This is a genomic window from Kitasatospora sp. NPDC024654, from assembly GCF_055559155.1.
Genome location: NZ_JBVHLF010000039.1, coordinates 36,532 through 56,941, shown reverse-complemented (window position 1 = coordinate 56,941; position 20,410 = coordinate 36,532). Strand labels below are relative to the sequence as shown.

The window sequence follows — 20,410 nt, the reverse complement described above, 5'->3', positions numbered from 1 at the left end:
GCACGATCGCACCGACATGAACTCCACGACGAAGGGAATCGCGACCCGCGATGTCCAGCACTGACCTTTTCCTCCGGGACGTCCTGGACATCCCCGATGCGGTCCTCGCCGGCAAGTTCAAGGTCGAGCTGTCCGGCGGGTTCGAAGAGACCCAGCGCCTGGTCGATGAGTACGTCGTCACCGATCAGCTGAAGGAAGCCTTTGGCAAGGCGCTTACCCTTGTTCGCAGCTCCGTCCGCGACGGTTCGTCGAACGCCGCGTACCTGCACGGTTCGTTCGGTTCCGGTAAGAGCCACTTCATGTCGGTGCTCCATGCGGTGCTCAACAACGAGCCGGCGGCCCGTTCCAAGCCGCGTCTGCAGGAGGTCATCGCCGAGCATGACGACTGGCTGCGCGACCGCCGATTCCTCATGGTCCCGTATCACCTCGTCGGCGCCGCCGATCTGGACTCCGCGCTGCTCGGCGGCTATGTCCGGGCGATCCGTCGTCTGGACCCGAACGCGCCGACGCCACCGGTCTACCGGGCCGACGCAATGCTGGATGACGCGCGCTACAACCGCAGCATCGAGGGCGACGAGCTGTTCATCCGCAAGCTCGGGGACCGGGCCGTCGGCGGTAGCACGGTCCACCCCGGCGAGGCGGACGAGGACGACCTAGTGCCCCTGGAGGAAGCCGCGGCTCCCTCCAGCGGCTGGACCAGCGCGGACTTGGACCGCGCGTTCGCGGCCCCGCACGGAGACCCGCTGCGCGAGGCACTGGTCTCCGCACTGCTCAGCGGCCCGATGAAGTCCTACGCTCGCGGCGCCAGCGGCGATGCGAACGCCTTCATCCCGCTCGAGGACGGCCTGTCCGTCATCAGCCGGCACGCCAAGTCGCTCGGCTACGACGGCATTGTGCTGTTCCTCGACGAGCTGATCCTCTGGCTCCAGGCCAGGATGAGCGACCAGGATTTCGTGAAGACCGAGGTCGGCAAGCTCGTCAAGATCATCGAGTCGGGGGTGGCGGACCGGCCGGTGCCGATCGTCTCCTTCATCTCTCGGCAGAGGAACCTCTCCCAGCTCGTCGGCGAGGACGTCACGGGCGCCGAGGTCAAGAACCTGGAGTCCCAGGTCGGTTACCTCGCAGAGCGCTTCGACGTGATCAACCTGGAGGACCGGAACCTCCCGGCGATCATCAAGGAGCGTGTGCTGAAGCCCAGCTCTCCGGAAGCGCGGGCGGCTCTGGACGCGGCGTTCGCCGACTTTGAGCAGGCGAACGCGCGGGTCAAGGACGCGCTGCTCGACTCGCAGGGCGCGACTCAGGCGGACTGGTCGGACTTCCGCGACGTGTACCCGCTGACGCCGGCCCTGCTGAACGTCCTGGTTGCGCTGTCGGGTGCGCTCCAGCGGGAGCGGACCGGTCTGAAGCTGCTCCAGGAGTTGCTGTGGCGGCGCCGCGCAGACATGAAGGTCGGCCAGATCATCCCGCTGGGCGACCTGTGGGACGTCCTCTCCGGCGGCATGGGCGACGCGTTCACCGAGAAGCTCCGCAAGGAGGGTGAGCAGGCCAACCGATTCTACGAGAAGGTTCGCCTCTGGATGGTGGAGCGCTACCAGGGCGAGGAGAGCGCTGACTTCCGGGCCACCGATCGGCTCGTCAAGACTCTCCTGCTGGCCTACCTGACCCCCGAGGTCCCGGCTCTGGCCCGGCTGACCGCGCGCCGCCTCGCGGACCTCAACCACGGTTCCGTCAAGCGCACCCGCACGATCACCGACGACAAGGTCGCCCTGGCGCGCCTGGAGGAACTGCAGGGCGAGTTCGGCGGGGAACTGCGCTCGGACGGCGGCAACGACCCGGTGTTCGCCCTTCACCTGTCCGACCTCGACGTCGAACCGTTGCTGGACGCCGTCGGCGAGGTCGACCGAGTGAGCGCACGGCGCGTCTGGATCAAGGAGACCCTCTGGAACGCGCTGGGTATCAAGGACACCGAGGCGTTCGTCTGTGAGCACGAGATCGTGTGGCGCGGCACCAAGCGCGCCGCCGAGTTCGTGTTCGGCAACGTCCGTGACGCCCAGGAGATCCCGGACGACCACTTCATCCCCTCGGTGGACGGTCGGGTGCGCTTCGTCATCGACTACCCGTTCGACGTCGCCGGCCAGTACCCGAGCAACGACGCCGCACGGGTCCGTCAACTGCTGCGGGACGAACGGCACCACCAGCCCACCGTGGTGTGGCTGCCGGCGCACCTCTCGCGCCAGCGTGCTGGCCAGCTCGGACGGCTCCTGAAGATCAACTACCTGCTGGAGCGGGAGCGCCTCGACGACCTCGCGGTCAACTACTCCACCGAGGACCGCATCCGCATGCGCCACCAGCTCCAGGCACAGCGGGACAACCTCACCTCCCAGCTCACCGTCACGCTCGGCCAGCTGTACGGCATCAGCCGCCTGGACGAGGCCAACGCCGGCGCACCGGTGGGAGAGGATGGCCACCTGCTGTCGATGCTGCCCGGCCACAGGCCCCGGTTGGAGGCCGCCGCTGGCTTCAAGGGCAACATGCTCCGGGTCGCCGACGGCGTCTTCCAGGAGCTGTATCCCAAGCACCCCAACTTCGACCCGTCCGGCAACCGCAAGGCGATCACCCCTGCCGAGTTGAAGACCGTGCTCGGCTGGATCACCAAGGCCATGGAGGACGGCTCCGGGCGCGTGGAACTCGACCGCGGGCAGATGGCCGTCGTCAAGAAGGTCGTGCACCCGCTGGAGCTTGGGGAGGTCCACGACGGTCCGCTGACCCTGAGTACCGAGTGGCGCCGGCGGATCGACCAGTACGCCGCCCAGCAGCAGGTCACCGGCGACTACAAGGTGGAAGACATCCGCCAGTGGATCGCCAAGCTCGGCTGGACCGGACTGGACAAGCAGGTCAGCAGTCTGCTGATTGCCACCTACGCACTGCTGGCCGACCGCTCCTGGGTCTACAACGGCAAGCCTGAACCAACGGCGCCGCCCCTGCAGGCGATCGGGGCCGGCCACGTCCTGCGGGCTCAGGAGAAGCCTACCGAGGCCGAGTTCGCCACCGCGCGGGAGCGTGCGGCGGCGCTGTTTGGCGTCTCCGGAGTGCCGCCTGTGCTGTTCGCCCGCAACGTCGCGAAGCTCGCGGCAGCGGTGCGTGAGAAGGTCGAGGCAGTGGAGCCGGCCGTCGAAGGGGTGCGCAGCTCCCTCGGAAAGCCGCAGCACGCTACCGCGCTGGGCCTTAACGATTCGCGTGCGCCCCGCCTGCTGGCGGCTCGACATGCCGCGGACCTCGTCCAGCGACTGACGCGGCACCAGGACGACACCCCGCTGGTCAAGGAACTCGCCGCGGTCGCGTACGACATCACCGATCAGGAGCTGGGCGCCGCCGTCGGCTCAGCGAAGACCGTCCTCGGAGCACTCGACCGTACGCAGTGGGATCTGCTGGAGACCGTGCGCGAGTACACCGGACGGACCGACGGGATCGGCGACCGCGCGCAGCGACTGATCGCCGAGGTGGAACGTGCCGCTCACGAGGACGAGTTCGCTCGCCAGCTCGCACCCGTCCTGGACAAGATCCAGCCGCAATCCCTGGCGCTGATCAGGGACGCGGCCAGGCTGGCCCCTGTCGCCGCACCGGTGGCACCCCCTGCCGCACCGCCAGTGTCCTCCCCGGCGCAGGAGGAGCCGCCGACCGAGGCCGGCCAGGTCAGCCTGACCTTCCACGGCCAGCCGCCCCTGCCCACCTCGCCCGTAGAGCCGAGCGCGCCAGGCGTTCACGCTGGAACTACCGCTGCGGCTGGTCCTGCGGCAGCCGTGCCGCGCCGCTCCACCCGCAGGGTGGCAGCCCGGGCCGGGGAGACCGCCTTCGAACGCGCGCTGGCGGATCTGCTCGGCGAGATCCGTGAGTTCGCCGCCACCAACCCGGATACGGAGATCGAGATCGGGTGGAAGCCCGCGGACGAGCCCGGAGCGGGCGGTACCGTGAGCGAAGGGACGGCGGAGTGATGTCGGCCCAGCCACCCCTGGTCAACCGCCGGGTCATCGAAGCACTTCTGCGTCTGGAGCTTCCCAACGAGCCGGACCGCCGACTCGTCCTGGTCCACGGCCGGTACGAGACCGGCGCGGCTGCCGAGTTCACCGCCTCCGTGGCTGATGACAAGCGCCGGATCGAGGTCGTGGAGCAGCACTCCGTCCTCGGTATCTCCGACGCCTGGCACCGCCACCAGGAAGAAGCCACAGGCCCGGGTTCGGTGCTCGTGGTCACCACCACGGTCGAGGACGAGCAGCTCGGCTGGGACGTGCTCGGCCACGCCCTGCGCCGCCAGGTCCTCAGCGTCGACCGGGCGGAGATCGTCCGGCTGCGATTCGGCGCCACCGGTCTCGACCCGCGCATCCGCGCGGAATCCTGGCTGGTGAACGCCCTCCTCGAAGCAGAGCCCCATGGCGGCTGGCCGCGGCTGGGCTCCGTGCTCACGCTGGATGCGGCGATGCGCGCACTCGTCGAGGCCAGGCTGTCGATCAGCCGGGCATCCCCCGACGCGGCCGGCACCCGCGGAGATGGTCGTCGCGACACCCCGCTGGACGCCGACACCCTGCTGGCCTGGTCCCGCAGCCCCTTCGGGCCCGCCGCCTACGCGGCACTGGTCAAGGACGAGCAGCAGGGTATTCGGGACTGGCTGACCAAGGTCGCCGGCAACGCGGCGTCGCTGCTGCTCGACCTGTGCGCCGCGGGCCGCGGTCAGGAAGCTATGGCCCTCGGGGTTGTCGGCTCCGTGGTGGCCGGTCCTGCTCCATCGGCAGAGACTGGCCTCGCGCTCGGCGGACTGTTCGGAACCATCCGGCCCAAGCCTGCCGACCTGCGTCCCTTCACCCTCGCGGTCGAGGGGACACTGATCCGCTGGCTGCTGCAGGCCGAGCAGGCGGGACCGGAACAGCACGAGGCCCGCAACCGGGCCCTCGATGTTCTCGAGCAGGCGGACCGGCAGGCTCAGGAAGCCGGCCTGACCGAAGCCCTTGCAGGCAACGTGTACCTGCCCTCCGGGTTCCAGGCTCGCCTCAACGCGCTCGCGGCTGTCCTCGACCCCTCCGGCCCCCGCACTCGCGACCTCGCCGCGGCCGAGGCAGCCCTTGAGGACCTGCGCCGCCACCACCTCGCGGGCCTGCTGCGCGCGCGTGTCCGCACAGCCGAAGCAGCTGTGCGCCTGGCCCGCTGGCTGGCCGGCCCGCAGCCGACCGCAACCTCTGTCTCCGACGCGGTCGAGCAGCACCTTGCCGACTGGGGTTGGGTGGATGCCGCCCTCACCGTCTTGTGGGCCGGCGACGCTGATGCCCAGGAACCGGTCAGTGCCGCCTACCACAGCGTCTACCACGCTGCTCGTGGGCGGCGCGCCGTCATCGACGAGACCTTCGCCCGATACCTGCGTGAATGGACACGCACCGCGACCGGCCAAACGCCGGCCGGGGCGCTCCCGGTCGAGAACGTGCTCGACACCATCGCCGTCAAGCTCGCCGGCAAGTCGCGCCGGGCACCGCTGATCCTGCTGGTCGACGGCATGAGCAGCGAAGTCGCGGTTGGCTTCGGCGAAGAACTCGCCCGCCGCGGCTGGCTGGAGACCGGCCCCGCCCGGGGCCGCCGCACGGCCGCAGTCGCCGCGATCCCCTCACTCACCCGCATCAGCCGGGCCTCCCTCCTCACTGGCAGCCTCACCCAGGGCGGCCAGTCGGTGGAGAAGCCCGGTTTCGAGGCGTTCTGGTCCCGGCAGCGCCGTTCGGCTGTCTTGTTCCACAAGGCGGACATAGGAGGTGCGGCCGGCCAGCGGCTCTCCGACACGCTGCAGCGCGAGCTGGCTGGCGAGGCGGTCGTCGGAGTTGTGCTGAACACGGTGGACGACTCACTCGACCACGCGGCCCAGGGCGACCGCACACGGTGGCGGCTCGCCGACGTGACCTACCTGGAGGAGCTCCTCGCCGCCGCACGGCTCTACAGCCGACCCGTCGTCATCGTCGCCGACCACGGTCACGTCCTCGAGCGGGGCGAAGGACTCGACGCCCCGGTAGCCGCCGGGAGTGTCGGTGCCGCGCGCTGGCGTCTCGGCGAACCGGGCTCCGGCGAAGTCCTGCTCACTGGACCGCGCGTGCTCGAGGGTGATGGCCGCATCGTCGCGCCGTGGCGCGAAGACATCCGCTACACGCCCCGCAAGGCGGGCTACCACGGTGGCGTCTCCCTCGCCGAGATGACCATTCCGGTCCTGACGCTGCTGCCCGTGGACACCGACCCGCCCAAGGACTGGCACCTCCTCGCACCGGAGGACGTCACCCCATACTGGTGGAACGCAGGCGGCACCACTCGCGATGCGGCACGTGTCGCCGAGCAGACCGACTCGCCGTCCGAGGCCAAGCCCACGGATGGCCAGGGGCCTATAGAGGAGACGCGTGAAGCCGCTGAGACTAGCGCCCCGGCCCACGGCCCCTCCTTCGGGACACGGCTGGTGGCGTCCGAGACCTTCCGTTTCCAGCGGAAGTTTGTCCGCAAGCCGCCCGAGCCCGAGGTCATGGCCGCCGTCGTCGACGCACTAGTGGCGGCAGACGGCGTCCTGTCCCTGACCGCGGTGGCGGCGGCAGCGGGCAAGGCCGGACGCAACGCCGACGGCTTCGCCGCCACACTGCAACGACTCATGAACGTAGAGGGCTACCCCGTGCTGGAATTCAGCGACAACGGAACCAGGCTGCGGCTCAACGTGCCGCTCGCCCGTGAACAGTTCCAGGTGGACAGCTGATGAACACGGTTCAGCCCCCCTCCGGGGGACACGCGGCTTCCGTGAGCGCGGCCCGCCGCCGCGACGTGGTCGATGCCCTGCGCCGCGGCACCGTGCCCCAGTTCGGGCTCGATCTCTTCGCAGTCGGCCTCGACCGCTTCGAGCGGGCCCTCGACGACGACCTGACCGTCGTCACCCGAGGCGGCGCGGCCTTCCACGCCGTCCGCGGTGACTACGGCTCAGGCAAGACCTTCTTCGCACGCTGGCTGGCCGAGCGCGCCAAGCGCATGGGCCTGGCCACGGCCGAGATCCAGATCTCCGAGACCGAGACTCCGCTCCACCGGCTGGAGACGGTCTACCGGCGCCTGACCGAACGCCTGTCCACCGCGAGCCATGCCCCGAGCGCCCTGCGCGCCATCGTCGACTCCTGGTTCTACACGCTGGAAGAGGAAGTCCTCGACGCCGGAGACGTACCGGAGGACGACACCGAAGCCCTCGACAAGGCCGTCGATGCGCTCATGGAGTCCCGTCTCGCCGACGTCGCCCGCACCACACCCGCCTTCGCAGCGGCCCTGCGCGGTTACCGCCATGCCAAGGCCGCAGGCGACGCCGCAACGGCCGAGGCGCTCATCGCCTGGCTCGGAGGTCAGAAGTCCGTGGCAGCCGGCGCCCGCCGGACGGCAGGCGTTCGCGGAGACCTGGACCACTTTGCAGCCCTTGGCTTCCTCCAGGGGCTGCTGACCGTCCTGCGTGACTGCGGACACCCCGGTCTGTTGCTCGTCCTCGACGAGATCGAGACCCTCCAGCGAGTGCGAGGCGACGTCCGGGAGAAGGGCCTCAACGCCCTGCGGCAGCTGCTGGACGAGATCGACGCCGGCCGCTTCCCCGGCCTGTTCCTGGTGATCACCGGCACGCCCGCGTTCTACGACGGACAGCAGGGTGTGCAGAGGCTCCCCCCGCTGGCACAGCGCCTGGCCACCGACTTCACGACCGACCCGCGCTTCGACTCACCCCGCGCGGTCCAACTGCGCCTCGCCGGCTTCGACTTGGAGCGGCTCGGCGAACTCGGCCGCAGCGTCAGAGACCTGTACGCCGGAGCCGCCCGCAACCCGGACCGGGTTGCCGAACTCGTCGACAACGCCTACATCGCCGAACTCGCCACCGCCGTCACCGGAGGACTCGGCGGCCAGGTCGGCATCGCACCGCGCGTCTTCCTGCGCAAACTCGTCGCCGACGTCCTCGACCGGGTTGACGAGTTCGACGACTTCGACCCACGCCGGCACTACGCCCTCACCCTTTCCTCGGCCGAGTTGAGTGAAGCCGAACGCAGCGCTGCTTCCGCGGGCGATATCGAGCTCGACCTATGAGCGACGCCCACACACCATCCGGCTCAGGGGCCGGGACGGCCGCGCTGTCCCGGCTCCAGCCCGCTCTCGTCCACCACATCGTCAACTCCCTCGGCTGGCGCGAACTCCGCCCCCTCCAGCAGGAGGCCATCGCCCCGCTGCTCGACGGATCGGACGCGGTCCTGCTCGCCCCCACCGCTGGCGGCAAGACCGAAGCCGCATCGTTCCCGCTGCTGTCCGCCATGGAACAGCACCGCTGGGCCGGCCTGTCGGTGCTGTACGTGTGCCCGCTCAAGGCCCTGCTGAACAACCTCCTGCCACGCCTCGAAACGTACGCCGGGTGGCTCGGACGGCGCGCGGCACTCTGGCACGGCGACATCCCCCAGACCGCACGCCGACGCATCCTCACCGACCCGCCGGACATCCTGCTCACCACGCCCGAGTCGATCGAGGCCATGCTGGTGAGCACCAAGGTCGACCAGCACCGCCTCTTCGCCGACCTCCGGACCATCGTCGTCGACGAGGTCCACGCCTTCGCCGGCGACGACCGCGGCTGGCACCTGCTCGCCGTCCTCGAACGCCTCCAGCACCTCGCCGGACGACCCATTCAGCGCATCGGCCTGTCTGCCACGGTCGGCAACCCGGGCGACCTCCTCCACTGGCTGCAAGGCTCAGGCCGCGGCCAGCGCCCCGCCCAGGTCGTCGCCCCCGGCGTCGATCTCGCCCCACGAGCCGTTGCCGACGCCACAACGGTGACACCACCGGGAGACATCGAACTCGACTACGTCGGATCAACCGCCAACGCGGCCAAAGTCATCGCCGCCCTCCACCGCGGCGAGAAACGGCTGGTCTTCTGCGACTCCCGGCAACTCGTCGAAGAACTCGGCGCCGCACTCCGAGCCGCAGGCGTCACCACCTTCCTCTCCCACGCCTCCCTCTCCCTTGACGAACGGCGCCGCGCCGAAGCCGCCTTCGCCGAGGCCCGCGACTGCGTCATCGTCTCCACCAGCACCCTCGAACTCGGCATCGACGTCGGCGACTTGGACCGCGTCATCCAGATCGACGCCCCCACCACCGTCGCCTCCTTCCTCCAACGCATCGGCCGCACCGGACGCCGCGCAGGTTCCAACCGCAACTGCCTCTTCCTCGCCCGCAGCCACGAGGCACTGCTGAGCGCCTCGGCACTGCTCGTCTTGTGGGGCCGCGGTTACATCGAGCCAGTCACCGCCCCGCCCGAGCCCCGGCATATCGTTGCCCAGCAACTCCTGGCTCTCAGCCTGCAAGAGCACAAGATTGCCCAAGGGCTCTGGAACCAGGGCTGGAACGGCCTCCCGCCGTTCGACCGCAGCGCCGAACCCATCCTGCGGCACCTGGTGAACGACGGCTTCCTCGACCAGGACGGTGAGCTGCTGTTCATCGGCCCGGCTGCCGAGGAGAAGTTCGGGCGCCGCCACTTCATGGGCATCACCGCGGTCTTCACCGCACCGCCCGAATTCACCGTCCTCGCCGGCCGTCAGGAGATCGGCCGCACCGACCCCATGCTCCTCACCGAGAAGATCGACGGCCCACGGGTCCTCCTCCTCGGCGGGCGAAGCTGGAAGGTCACCTGGATCGACTGGACCAGGCGCCGCTGCTACGTCGAACCCTCAGACCTCGCGGGCCGCGCACGCTGGTTCGGCACTGGCTACAGCGGAACCTCCTACGCGCTCAACCAGGCCGCCCGAGACGTCCTGATCGGGACCGACCCGCCGGTCAAACTCACCCGCCGAGCCACCCAGCAACTCGCCCACGTGCGGGAGCAGAACGTCGACACCGTCCACCCCGGCGGCACCGTCATCACCCGAGTCGGCGACGACATCCGATGGTGGACCTGGGCCGGCTACCGCGCCAACGCCACCCTCACCGCCACCCTCGCCGGCCTCACCGACGAACGCCAGCGCTTCTCCGACGAATACCTGCGCCTACGCACGGACCTCACCCCGCAGATGTGGAAGGCAGGCACTGCGGATGTTGTCTCACGTTTGTGCCTGCCCGATGTCGACGTGAAGGCTATGCGTGGGTTGAAGTTCCACGAGGCCCTTCCGGAGCGGCTCGCCATGGCTACACTTGCGTCCCGGCTGGCAGACCTCGATTCGGCGACGACGGTGTTGTCAGGACCAGTGCGCTTCTCTGTGCGCACAGCCTGAGACTGCGGAAGAGAATCAGTATGGGAGAGGAACGGCCGAGCGGGAACCTATTGCTGGACAGTCTCGCGGTGGCCGGTGAGAGGCAGCAGTTGCAGGGTGGCGACGGCCTTGAGGCCGAGTCTCCTGTCATCAGGAGCCGATGCCCGGTAGGCGGCTGCCTGAAGGGTGTCACAACTCCGATCAAGGCCGCTGATCTGGGAGTTTCCTGCGGACTGCGGGGTGGCGTGGTACTCGTTGAGTAGGCCGCCGAGTATTCGGCGGGGCCTGACTGCGGTGGCGGTCGGGGGATGACGTTCGGTTCGTCGTCCGGGGCGCGCAGGTTGTCCCTGGCATCCGAGCACGAGCCTCGGCCTAGCCGCCATACCGCTGTCCAGGCAGCGGATCGTGTTCGCCCGGGCCGAGGAGAAGATCGAGGAGAGCCGGGTGTTCCTGGAAGATCGCCGAGTTGCCTGACAGGCTGACCACCTGGTCGGCCACGTCACCTGATGACGTCGACCACAGGGGTGCCGAGTGCTGCTTTCTCACCCGGAGCGTAGGGGGTTCTGGTGCGGCGCAAGCTGCTGCGATCCGCAGCCGTGTGGCCTCGTCCATGCACCTGATGGTGGCCTGGTACCGCGCCTGGACGGCGGCGGCTATGGCGTGGCCGGCTGGGTCGAGGTCGCCCGAGTACTCGAGCGGTACGCCGCAGTCGCGGGCGAGGCCGAGCAGGGTGTGGTCGACGGCGGTCAGAGTGCCCGAGGTGCAGACGATCGGGCGGTTGACCTTGCGCATCAGGGCCTCGTCGACGACGGAGGGGTTCTCCACGACCAGCCAGGCCCGGGTGGGATCCAGCGCCGGCGGGTGGGCGGTCAGGTCGTGGAGCGTGAGGTGGACTGGGCGCTTGTCCGCCCGGGCGAGGTTCAGGGCGCGGTCGGTCGGCCCGTCGCCGGTAGCGCCGACGTTAAGGACGAGGACCGTCTGGGATAGGCGGTCGGCGACGATGCCGAGCCGGGCCAGCAGCGCGCGGTCGGCGGCCGGCGTATCGGGTTGTTCGGCCTGCAGGAGATCACGGGCCAGGAGTAGCAGCTTGTCTCCGTGTCCGTTCTCGTTGAGGTCGAAGTAGTGTGGGTCGCCGGTGCAGTGGTGGGCGAGCCGGGCCAGCGTCACGGGCCTTGGCAACGGCAGCAGCGCGCGAACCTGAGACAGCGCGTCGATGAGGCGACGCCGTTCGACGATGGTGTCGTCGCTGATGCCGTACCCCCGTAGCCGTGCCGTTAGCAACGGTGCATCGGGCAAGGCGAGTCCGGCGTAGCTGTTGATGTCATTGCGCATGTGCTCGGCGGCCCGGCGTATGCCTGCGGTGTCGGGAACCTCCACCCCGGCCTCCTCGACCAGGGCGCGCAGGTCGCCGGGTATGTAGCCGAGGGCCGCCAGTAGCCGGGGGATCGGGATGGCGAAGCCGCCTCGAACCGCACGCAGCAGGGTTGCCCGGCTGCTGGCACGCCGACCCTGGGCGAGCCAGCCGGAGACCATCGCCTGGCCGGTTCGGGAGAGTGGGGCAGTGACGCTCTTGATCGAGGTGGGCTCGTCCCCGCGCGCGAGGCGGGCGGCGATCGCCTCCCAGAGCGGACGGATGTCGGGATCGGTGAGATCAGACATCAGCTGCCTCCGGCGAGGCCATGGAGATGACAGAGCCGTGCTCAGGTCCATCGGTGTCGGTCACGGGCTGGCCGACCTGGATGCGGGCGGTCTGCGGTGTGCCACGTCCGGTCCAGATGCTAGGGATGGTGTAGCGCATGGTGTCGCTCTTCTGGTGGATGCGGTGGATGCCCACGGTCCCGGTCTCAGGGACTAGGAGCGGCTGCATCGCGGGCAGGGTGACGATGGCGTCGAAGTCCCAGGTGTGCAGGAGCTTCAGCAGCATGCGCAGGTTCGGGGCGTCGAGTGCGGCGTTGAGTTCGTCGATGAAGACCGCCCGCGGACCCTCGTAGCCGGCAGTGGAGTAGAAGGCGTGCGCTGCGGCGAGTAGAGGCAGCATGGTGGCCAGGCGCTTCTCACCCGCTGACAGGTTGGAAAGCGGGTTGCGGCGAGGGGAGACGGCCTTGAAGACCTCGTCGTCGCTGTTCGGGTCCTCGGAGAACGAGCGATGGGTGACGGAGATTTCCCACGTGTACCAGTTGCGGTAGTCGAAGACGTGCTCCACACGCTTGGCCCAGGTGGGGTGGTTGCTCTCCTCGTTCTTCAGCTGCTCGACGAAAAAGTCGTACATCTGGTCGAAGTTGTCCTCATGGTTGACGTCGCGGATGAGCGAGCGGGCCTCGCGAGCGACAGGGTCGTTGGTCTTGGGCGTCCAGTCCAGCTTCACGCCGACCCGGGCCACGCCTGTGCGGACGTCCTTGAGCGTGTCGCGGATGTCGTTGACGATCTTCTCCGCGGTGTGGATCCGGACGTTGATGTCCTTGCGCAGTTCGGAGAAGACCACGCCCTTGATCTCGCTCTGGACCTGATCGTTGAAGTCCTCCTCGAGCGACGCAATGGCGACCTCGAGTTCGGCCAGCGCCTGCCGGAGTGTCTTGGCTCCCGCGGCGGATGCGCTTGCGCCGGTTTCGACATCGTGGCCGTGTTCGGTGACCACGATGCGCCGCCAGCCGGTGCCGGGAGCCTCCTCGGTGGTGACGTACCGGCGGATCCGCAGCAGCTGCTCAAGGACCGTACGGATACGCCCCTCCAAGGCAGTGCGGGCCGACTGTTCGCCAAGGCGCGCCTGTTCAGAATTCAGTTCGACCGACAGGCCCCGCTGCTCGAGGATCAGCTGGGCCGTGTGGATGCCCTCGCCCGCGTCCTCGGGACGGCTGAGGACCTCCCCTCCGGCGAGTTCGTCGACGAGACCGTGGTCGAACAAGCCCTGAAGGATCTCCAGCGCCATGCCGACCGACGTTGCGGAACCTTGAAGCGCCTGCGCTTTGGCGGTCATCTCCTGGGCGGCGACGGCGAGCCCCACCTCCGCTTCCTTCTCCTGCTGCCGGTCGGCCGTCAGGCGCTCGCGTAGCTGTACCTCGTCGTTGCGGCGCTGTTCCAGCTCGACCTGAAGGTCCCGGTAGGGCTGATCGTGCTGGCGCAGTTCCTCGTTGTAGTGATGGCGGGCCGTGGTGGCGGCGGCGGTGTCCGCCTCGGCGCGGCTGCGCAGCGCGGCGGCGTGGCGCTGCGCCCCGGTGGTTACGGCGCGGAGCCGGGCCGCGGTGGCAAGAGTGAAGTAGGCACGGGTGGCCGCATCCGCCCACTCGGTCAGCTGGCGCTGGAGGTTGCGCACCGCCGACCGGTAGCCATCCAGGGCCTCCGACTCGATCGGCAGACTTCCGTGCGGCATGCGCGCCTTGCGGTGCATGGCCTTGGTGGCCTCGCGGACCAGGGCGCTGTGCCGCCCGAGGTCCTGCTCCGCTTCGATCAGGGCGCTGGCGGCTTCGCCGGCCAGGCGCTGCGCCTCATCAGCACCGGCTCGCGTTGGCAGCACGCTCGCGAGTTCGGTTGGGAGACTGGACCGGTCCTTCTCGATCTCCTCGGAGGCTCGGCGCGCGGCCTGCCAGGCGGCTTCGGCCTCGGCATGCGCGGCCTTCACGCTGCTGGCCTGGGCCGCGGCGGCGTGCATGGCGTTCGCGCCGGCGAGGGCCGTGCGAGCAGCCTCAAGGCACGCGGCAACCAAACCGGGAAGGTCGGCGCACCGCTCCTGCGCGACCCGCACGGCCTGGCTCGTCGCGTCGACGAAAGCGTTGTCGCACGCAACGGTGGCAGAACGTTCGGCCTGCGCGGCCTTGCCGAGCGCGACCTCGGCGGCGCGGACGGCCTCTTGTGCCACGCTCTCTTGCCTCTCGGCTTCGGAGGCAGTGGTCGCAGCCGCGGTCTCCAGCTGCAGCCAGGGGCCCGGGTCGGGCAAGGTCTGCTCCGAGGCGGCGGTGGCCAGCTGAGTGGTGAGCGCCTCGACGCGGGCCTCGGCAGCATCGAGGGAGTCGGCCGCATCCGCGAGTTGCTCGCGCAGCTCGGCGAGCCGGATCTGACGCATGCGCTCACGGGCGGAGGCGCCGATGTAGCGCGGCATCCAGCCGTTGGGACTCTGGGCGATCAGCGGGCCGAGGTGGACGGCGCCGTCCTTGGCGAAGGCAGCTTGCCCGGCAGCGGGTTGCTCGCCATGTTCCAGGACTCGGATACCGGCCAGCGTCTGCTGGACGAGCTCTGCCGGCAGCGGGCCGTGTGCGTCGGGTACCAGCAGGTCGGCGAGCGTGGGGCCATCGAGGGTGGCGGTCGCGACCAGCGTGACATCGCCTGCCGTCAGCTCACCGTCCGGTGACACCCAGGCGTCCAGGATCCCCGCTGTGAGCAGTGCACCCTCGAGGCGGCCGGCCTCCTCCTCCGGCAAGTGCCCGCTGAAATCGACCAGCGCCCACAGCGGTGCGCCGGTCCGGTCTGCGCGTGAGGGCCTCCAGGCGGGCTGGCCCGGGCGGGCCTCGCTGCGCTGAGTCTCGGCGATCTCCTCGTCGAGGTCGGCCAGCCGGTCCTCGCACGCGGCAAGCTCGGCGCGGGCGTTGGTCAGGTCGGCGGTGATCCGGGTGGATGCGAGACGGTAAGCCGTGACCGTGTCGTCCCGCAGGTTCTGTGCGTCCAGCGACACAGGCCGACCGTCTGCAGCAGGCAGCCGCAGGCGATCACGCTCGAGGACGGTCAGTGAGTCGGCCCACTGCCGGACGCTGATCGCCCATTTCTGCCCGGCGTCCAGCGCCTTGGCACTCGTCCCGTCGGCTTGGCGCCGCGCCTGGTCCGCGGCACTCTGCGCGTCGGCGGCTTCGCCCTTCAGCCGCGCGGCTTCGTTGACGGCGACGGCCGAGGCATCGAGTGCATCGGAGGCGGCGTGAAGCAGCGCTCGCCGCCGTCCGAGTTCGCTGCGCGCGGCCTCGGCCAGCCCATCAAGGTTCTCTTCCCGGACACCAAGCGCCGGCTCCACGCCGGCAGCGGCAGGAGTGGCGGCGAAGCGGGCGACCATGCGTGACCGCTCGACCAGGCTCGTGACGGCATCGGGGACCTTCGCCAAGTCGGCTGCCTGCTGGGCGAGTTCATCCGTCTGCCCGGCAAGCCGCCCACCGGCTTCGTCACTGGTGATCCGAGCTATCTCGGCCTGGGCAGCGGCGGATGCCGCCCCGTTGGCCAGTGCACGGGCGTGCGCTTGCACGCCGGTCAAGTCCAGGTCGGCCAGCGCCTGGGCCGAGGCGTCCTCGAGCCAGGCACTGACGGCCTGCGGGTCCAGCACGGCACCCTCGACGAGCGCGCGCGGGGGATGCGGCAGGCGCACCAAACGGGAGGCGAACCCTTGCAGCGCCTGACGCGCGGCATTCTCGGCCTGCTCCGCCTCGTCCGTCAGGCTCTGCGCCCGCTCCACGGCCGCCTCGGACTTGCGCCGGGCGGCATCGTGGCGCTCCTGGGCGTCGGCCTGGCCATCGAGCTTGGCGGTGAGATCGCCGATGGCTTTACTCACGTCCTCGGCGGCCGTCGCCTGGGCATCCAGCCAGATGCCGGCCTGCGCGCGAACAGCCCGTACCTCTGCCTCCAGCTCCGCGGCCGGCTCGTCGTCGCGCGCCTGTGCGAGCCGCCCCGTCACCTCGTCGAGCGAAGCGTGGAAGGCACTGCCACCGACCTCGCCCGCCGCCTGGCCGACCTGACACGTCAGCGTCCCGAGCCGTCCGACGGCCGTGTCAGCCTCACCCGAGGCGGCAGCACTCACAGTCTCGGCCTGCTGCTGCGCCTCGGCACCGGCCTGCGCTTCTTCCACGCTCTCGCGAGCGCGCTCTTCCTGCTGCTGCGCGAGGACGGCAAGATCGTCCAGGTTCGCGCCCGGGTGCCCGTGGACCCGGCTCTCCAGCGTCTTGATGGTCCGGCCGAGCAGGACAAGCTGCTGCTCCCCATCGCGTATCGCTTCACCAGCCGCCTGTAGGCGCTCCTCCTGCTGTGCCTTCCGCTCCTTCAGGGCCGCTTCGCCGGCCACGAGTTCGCAGTGCTGCGCGTGATCGTCGCGCAACCCCACGGCGGCGTTGGCGGCTGCCGCGGCGACGTAGCGCCGGTAGAACTTGCGGATGCTGTTGAGTACCTCCTGTTCCCGGCGGGCGTCCCGAAGGCGGTTCTGCAGCTGCTCTGTCTTGGCCAGCGCGTCCGCAAGGCTTTGTACCCGCGCCACATCGAGCGAAGGCAGCGCGGAGGTGAGCGTGGCCTGCATCGAGCTGGGGCTGATCTTGTCGTTGGCCTGGACGCTGCGCAGCGCGCGCAGGACGGACCCGAGTGCTTCGATCTGCGAGGCGTCCAGCGGCTGGTACATGGCTGTGCGGACCGCTTCGGGGTACTCGTCTTCCCGGCGGACCACGGCGGCGTGGTCCTTGCACGCGTTCTCAAGCCGGGTGTTCGAGGTGAACAGCAGGCCGCCGTGCTCGGCTAGCTGGGCCGCCAGGTCCTCGATGTCCACCGGCATCCCGTCATGCTCCAGCGTCAGGCCCGCGTTCACCCGCGCGGGGACCAGGAACCAGGCCCGCTCCAGGCTTGTGCGCTCGCCGCCGCTGGCCTTCAGCCACAGCCCGGCGGTCAGCCACTGGGTGCACGTCCGGCCGTCGGGCCCCGGATCGGTGCGGCCGTACTCCTGCCACCAGGCGCCGCTCTTCGCCGGGCCCGGCCGGCCCTGGGTGTGGATGGAGGTCAGGGTGCCAGCCGCCTCGCCCGAGGCGGACAGGCTCTTGGAGCTGATCTCGCCGTCGATGAATGTCGGGCACAGGACCCCGCTGGTCAAGGACTTACCGGAGCCGTTCATCCCCACCAGGGCGAGCCATCCGGAGCTGTAGAGGAACTGCTCCTCGCTCCACTGCCAGGAGTTCACCGCCCCGGCCCGGGTCGGTTGCCACCTGCCCACCGCGGCGGGGTGCGGATCGACCACGACGGTCTTCCTGCGTGAGCCGGTGCGGCCGGCCAGGCTCTCAAGCGTACGGTGGTGTTCAGTCATCACTGATTCTCCTGTTCAGCGGCGCCGTCGGCACCTGCCGTGTCCTGGATCGCGTTCGCGGCGTGGGAAATCTGGACCTGCCACAGATGGATGGCCGGCGTGGGCCGCCAGCCCGAGCCCGGCGGGGGATCGGCGGCAACGATGCTGGCGGAAAGCAGCTGCCCGATCGCTGCCTCGGCCAGCGACCGATCCCCGTTGGGGCCCTGGTACCGGCGTGCCCACCACGGGCGCTCGGTCAGGACCCCGCGCAGCTCGGCGCACGCCCACTCGATGCCGAACCACCCCATCGGCTCATCCCGCCCGGCCAAGGCGTCCAACAGCAGCAGCGCACCCTGCTGCTCGAGCGTGCGGCCGTGAGGGAACGTCAGATCAGTGGTGTGCCCCTGCGGGTCGGCCACCGTCCACCAGTCCCGGCGAACGGTGCACACCAGCCCGGCCACCGCAGCCGCGTCCAGCGCACGCTCCCGCCCCGTGTAGGAGGACAGGTACCGCCCCACCTCGGTATCGGGATCCGGCGCCAGGCCAGGGTCATCCAACACCGCCCGCATCGCCAGATGCCGCCGACGCCTCTCATGCGCCTTCGCCGGCGCGTCCTCGGGCAGCTCCCGCTGGTCCGCACACAGCGCGCCGACATGCGTGTGCGGCGCATCGAGGTCAATGTCCAGCAGCGACGGCGCGACGGACGCGATCAACAGGGCCAGGCGTTCACGACGCGCCGTGATGACCAGGTCCAGCCCCTGATCCTGCTCCAGAAGATCCAGCGCTGCATCCGAGGCGATGACATGCCACGACTCCAAGAGCCGAAGCGCGTCGATGAACGCCAGCCGGTGGGAGGCCGCAGTCGCCTGCTTCTCCCCAGCTGCGGCAACCGGCCGAAAGCGCGGCAACCGCCCCGCGTCGGCCTCCATCCCGCACGCCTGGACCACCGCACGCTGCAGATCGTTGAACGTGGCCTGCGTACTGCGCCACAATTGCTCGCACACCAGGCTCGCCAGAACCAACACCAGCGGGGACGCCACGGCGGAGGACTTGCTGCGCTTCACCACGGGAGCGCGGTCGCCCGGCGGATCACGGCGCCGCTTGTACAACCGGCACACCCCCTCTGTCCGGTAGACCTCGAACCGCCAGCCGGCCGTCCGGTCGAACCAGGCGGCCACCTCCCGCTGGTAGTTCACGGCCAAGCGGAACGTCTCCGGGTCCGCCTCCACGCAGTGGATCTGCTGTCGCAGCATCCGCGCCACCACCAGCCCAGCCTCGGGCTCCAGCTTGACGCCCGCCCCGCGTGACATCGGAAGAGAGCCTGTGACCATCACGCGGCCATCCCTTCCACGCCAGACTCCAGCAGGCGGACCTCGACGAGGACATCGGGTGCCGTCAGGGTCCCCTCCTCGAACTCCACCGTCACCATCCGCCCCATCTCGCCAGGCCACAGCGTCAGGCTGGCCCCCACCGTGGAGGTCGACCCGCAGCCCACCGAGTCGTCGAAACCGTTCAACGCCTCCTCCAGAAGCTCGATCAACACGGCGGTGTGATCGGCGGCCAGGCCCTCGAAGAAGGACAACGGCACGGGCCCGGGAGTGACCAGGCCGCGAGCGATGATCTCCAGAAGCTCCAGCTCGGCGTCGTTCTCCTCCTCGCCCCGCTGCCGGTCCCGATCCAGATCGGGAATCCTGCGCGGCACCCCCGTCGACTGCGCTCCCCGCTCGCTGCGGCGCAGAACCACCTTCACCTCATGGCACCCGCCGTCCTGCGCACGGTCGTACACCGCTACGTCCTCCTCACCCGGCGCGAGCGGATGCCGCGCAGGCCACATCCCGAACGCTGCTGCGAACACCTGGTAGACATCGGCGGTGCTCGGCTGGGCGTGCAGCATCCTGGCGATCTGCCGAAAGTCCGCGCCCACATCACTGCCGCGCGTCGTCGCGTAGTAGCGGCGGTCGATAGCACCGAGCAGGGCATGAATGGCATCCGCAGCCGCAGCCACCAGCCGCTCGATCGACCCCCGCGGGGCGAACCATGCCTTCAGATCACGCAGTTCACGTACCTTCTCCGCGACCCAGCTCTCCTGCGCCGCAGGCTCCAGCACACCCGAGTCCGGCAGCGCCTGCCGCACCACGACAGTGAGACCGACCGCCTCGAGCTGGTCGAAGGCCGAACGTACCCGGCCCAGCGAGTGCTCGGTGCGGCGCGCGAAATGCTGCAACGCCAGCAGGATGTGCCGGCGGCTGGTGGCGAACACCGTGTCGTCACTGACGTCGTTCTGGGCCAGCGCTCCGACCGCGCTGTAGAAGTCACCGCCGGCCTCCTGCAACTGCTCCAAATGCGCATGGACCTGCGGCAGGGCGGGCGCCAGCATCCCAGCATCCTCGCGATAGTGGTGCAGTAGCCCGCGCAGGGTCTGCTCCACCGCATCGAGCAACCGGGGCGGCAGCTGCAGCGTGCGGTCCAGGCGACCCACCGCATCCCGTACGGCCGCGACCATCACCCGCCCCTCCCGGGTCAGCGACCACGCCTCACGCCGACGAGCGCCCTCCGCATAGCTCCCCACCGGAGCGCTGTAGTCGCGGAAGCGGGTCACATACCCGGTGTCGGTCAGCCGCTCGACCACGTCCGACAACACCTCGTTGCCGACCGAATCGCGGTACCCGACCTCCACCAGCAGGCCGCGAATGTCGGACAGGGTCCACATCGGCCCACGGCTGCTCGCCAACAGCAGGGCTCCCAGCACCGCAGCCGACAATTCGCGCCGCTCGTCGTCCTTGTCAGCGAAGACGCCGAAAAGATCCGTATCGAGCATCCGCCACCAAGCGCCGTTCAACTTCAGCCCCTCCTTCCATGCGCATTTCTTTCTGGGCACGCCGACGGTGGAACCAGGTACTCCTGCCTGAAACAGGCGGGGCAAGACAGCGGCCCAGCCTGACCGTCGACGCAATGACACGGAGCACCGTAAAGAGGGGCGCTGACAATTGTCATCGGATAGGGCTGATAGGTGAACGCCCGGATCGCCTCGATGCGCCTCTGCCAGCAGGTACGCCTTGATTGAAGCCGTGATCAAGATCAGGCAGGCTGGTTTGAGGTAGAGACCACATGGGCCCGTCTAATGAAGCAATCACACCTAACTGATGATAAA

General features: G+C 69.5%; 8 protein-coding genes. 4 read left to right on the top strand and 4 right to left on the bottom strand.

Translation table 11 applies throughout. The features are described 5' to 3' along the window. Nucleotides 1-50: 50 nt before the first annotated feature. The 4 genes from ACZ38L_RS22720 to ACZ38L_RS22705 are packed head-to-tail and all read left to right on the top strand — an operon-like array spanning nucleotide 51 to nucleotide 10,274. A complete protein-coding gene (locus ACZ38L_RS22720) occupies nucleotides 51-3,992 on the top strand; it encodes a DUF6079 family protein (RefSeq protein WP_465696402.1) in 3,942 nt (1,313 codons plus the stop codon). Further along, nucleotides 3,992-6,763 (top strand): BREX-2 system phosphatase PglZ, encoded by a 2,772-nt coding sequence (pglZ, locus tag ACZ38L_RS22715; protein WP_465696400.1) that lies wholly within the window; start codon nucleotides 3,992-3,994, stop codon nucleotides 6,761-6,763. Before ACZ38L_RS22720 ends, pglZ begins: the two co-directional genes overlap by 1 nt. After that, a complete protein-coding gene (gene brxD, locus ACZ38L_RS22710) occupies nucleotides 6,763-8,109 on the top strand; it encodes a BREX system ATP-binding protein BrxD (RefSeq protein WP_465696397.1) in 1,347 nt (448 codons plus the stop codon). Before pglZ ends, brxD begins: the two co-directional genes overlap by 1 nt. Continuing rightward, complete coding sequence (locus tag ACZ38L_RS22705; protein WP_465696394.1) at nucleotides 8,106-10,274, top strand: DEAD/DEAH box helicase; 2,169 nt, start codon at nucleotides 8,106-8,108, stop codon at nucleotides 10,272-10,274. Before brxD ends, ACZ38L_RS22705 begins: the two co-directional genes overlap by 4 nt. A 351-nt stretch (nucleotides 10,275-10,625) precedes the next feature. Here the strand turns inward: ACZ38L_RS22705 and ACZ38L_RS22700 are convergent, their stop codons facing one another. The 4 genes from ACZ38L_RS22700 to ACZ38L_RS22685 are packed head-to-tail and all read right to left on the bottom strand — an operon-like array spanning nucleotide 10,626 to nucleotide 20,098. Continuing rightward, on the bottom strand, nucleotides 10,626-11,912 hold the full coding sequence (locus ACZ38L_RS22700) for a DUF2399 domain-containing protein (RefSeq protein ID WP_465696392.1): 1,287 nt from the start codon (nucleotides 11,910-11,912) through the stop codon (nucleotides 10,626-10,628). Then, complete coding sequence (locus tag ACZ38L_RS22695) at nucleotides 11,905-17,280, bottom strand: SbcC/MukB-like Walker B domain-containing protein (protein ID WP_465696389.1); 5,376 nt, start codon at nucleotides 17,278-17,280, stop codon at nucleotides 11,905-11,907. Before ACZ38L_RS22695 ends, ACZ38L_RS22700 begins: the two co-directional genes overlap by 8 nt. Next, on the bottom strand, nucleotides 17,280-18,590 hold the full coding sequence (locus ACZ38L_RS22690; protein WP_465696437.1) for a DUF2398 family protein: 1,311 nt from the start codon (nucleotides 18,588-18,590) through the stop codon (nucleotides 17,280-17,282). The genes ACZ38L_RS22695 and ACZ38L_RS22690 overlap by 1 nt, the downstream gene beginning before the upstream one ends. Next, nucleotides 18,590-20,098 (bottom strand): DUF2397 family protein, encoded by a 1,509-nt coding sequence (locus tag ACZ38L_RS22685; RefSeq protein WP_465696386.1) that lies wholly within the window; start codon nucleotides 20,096-20,098, stop codon nucleotides 18,590-18,592. Before ACZ38L_RS22685 ends, ACZ38L_RS22690 begins: the two co-directional genes overlap by 1 nt. Nucleotides 20,099-20,410 lie beyond the last annotated feature (312 nt).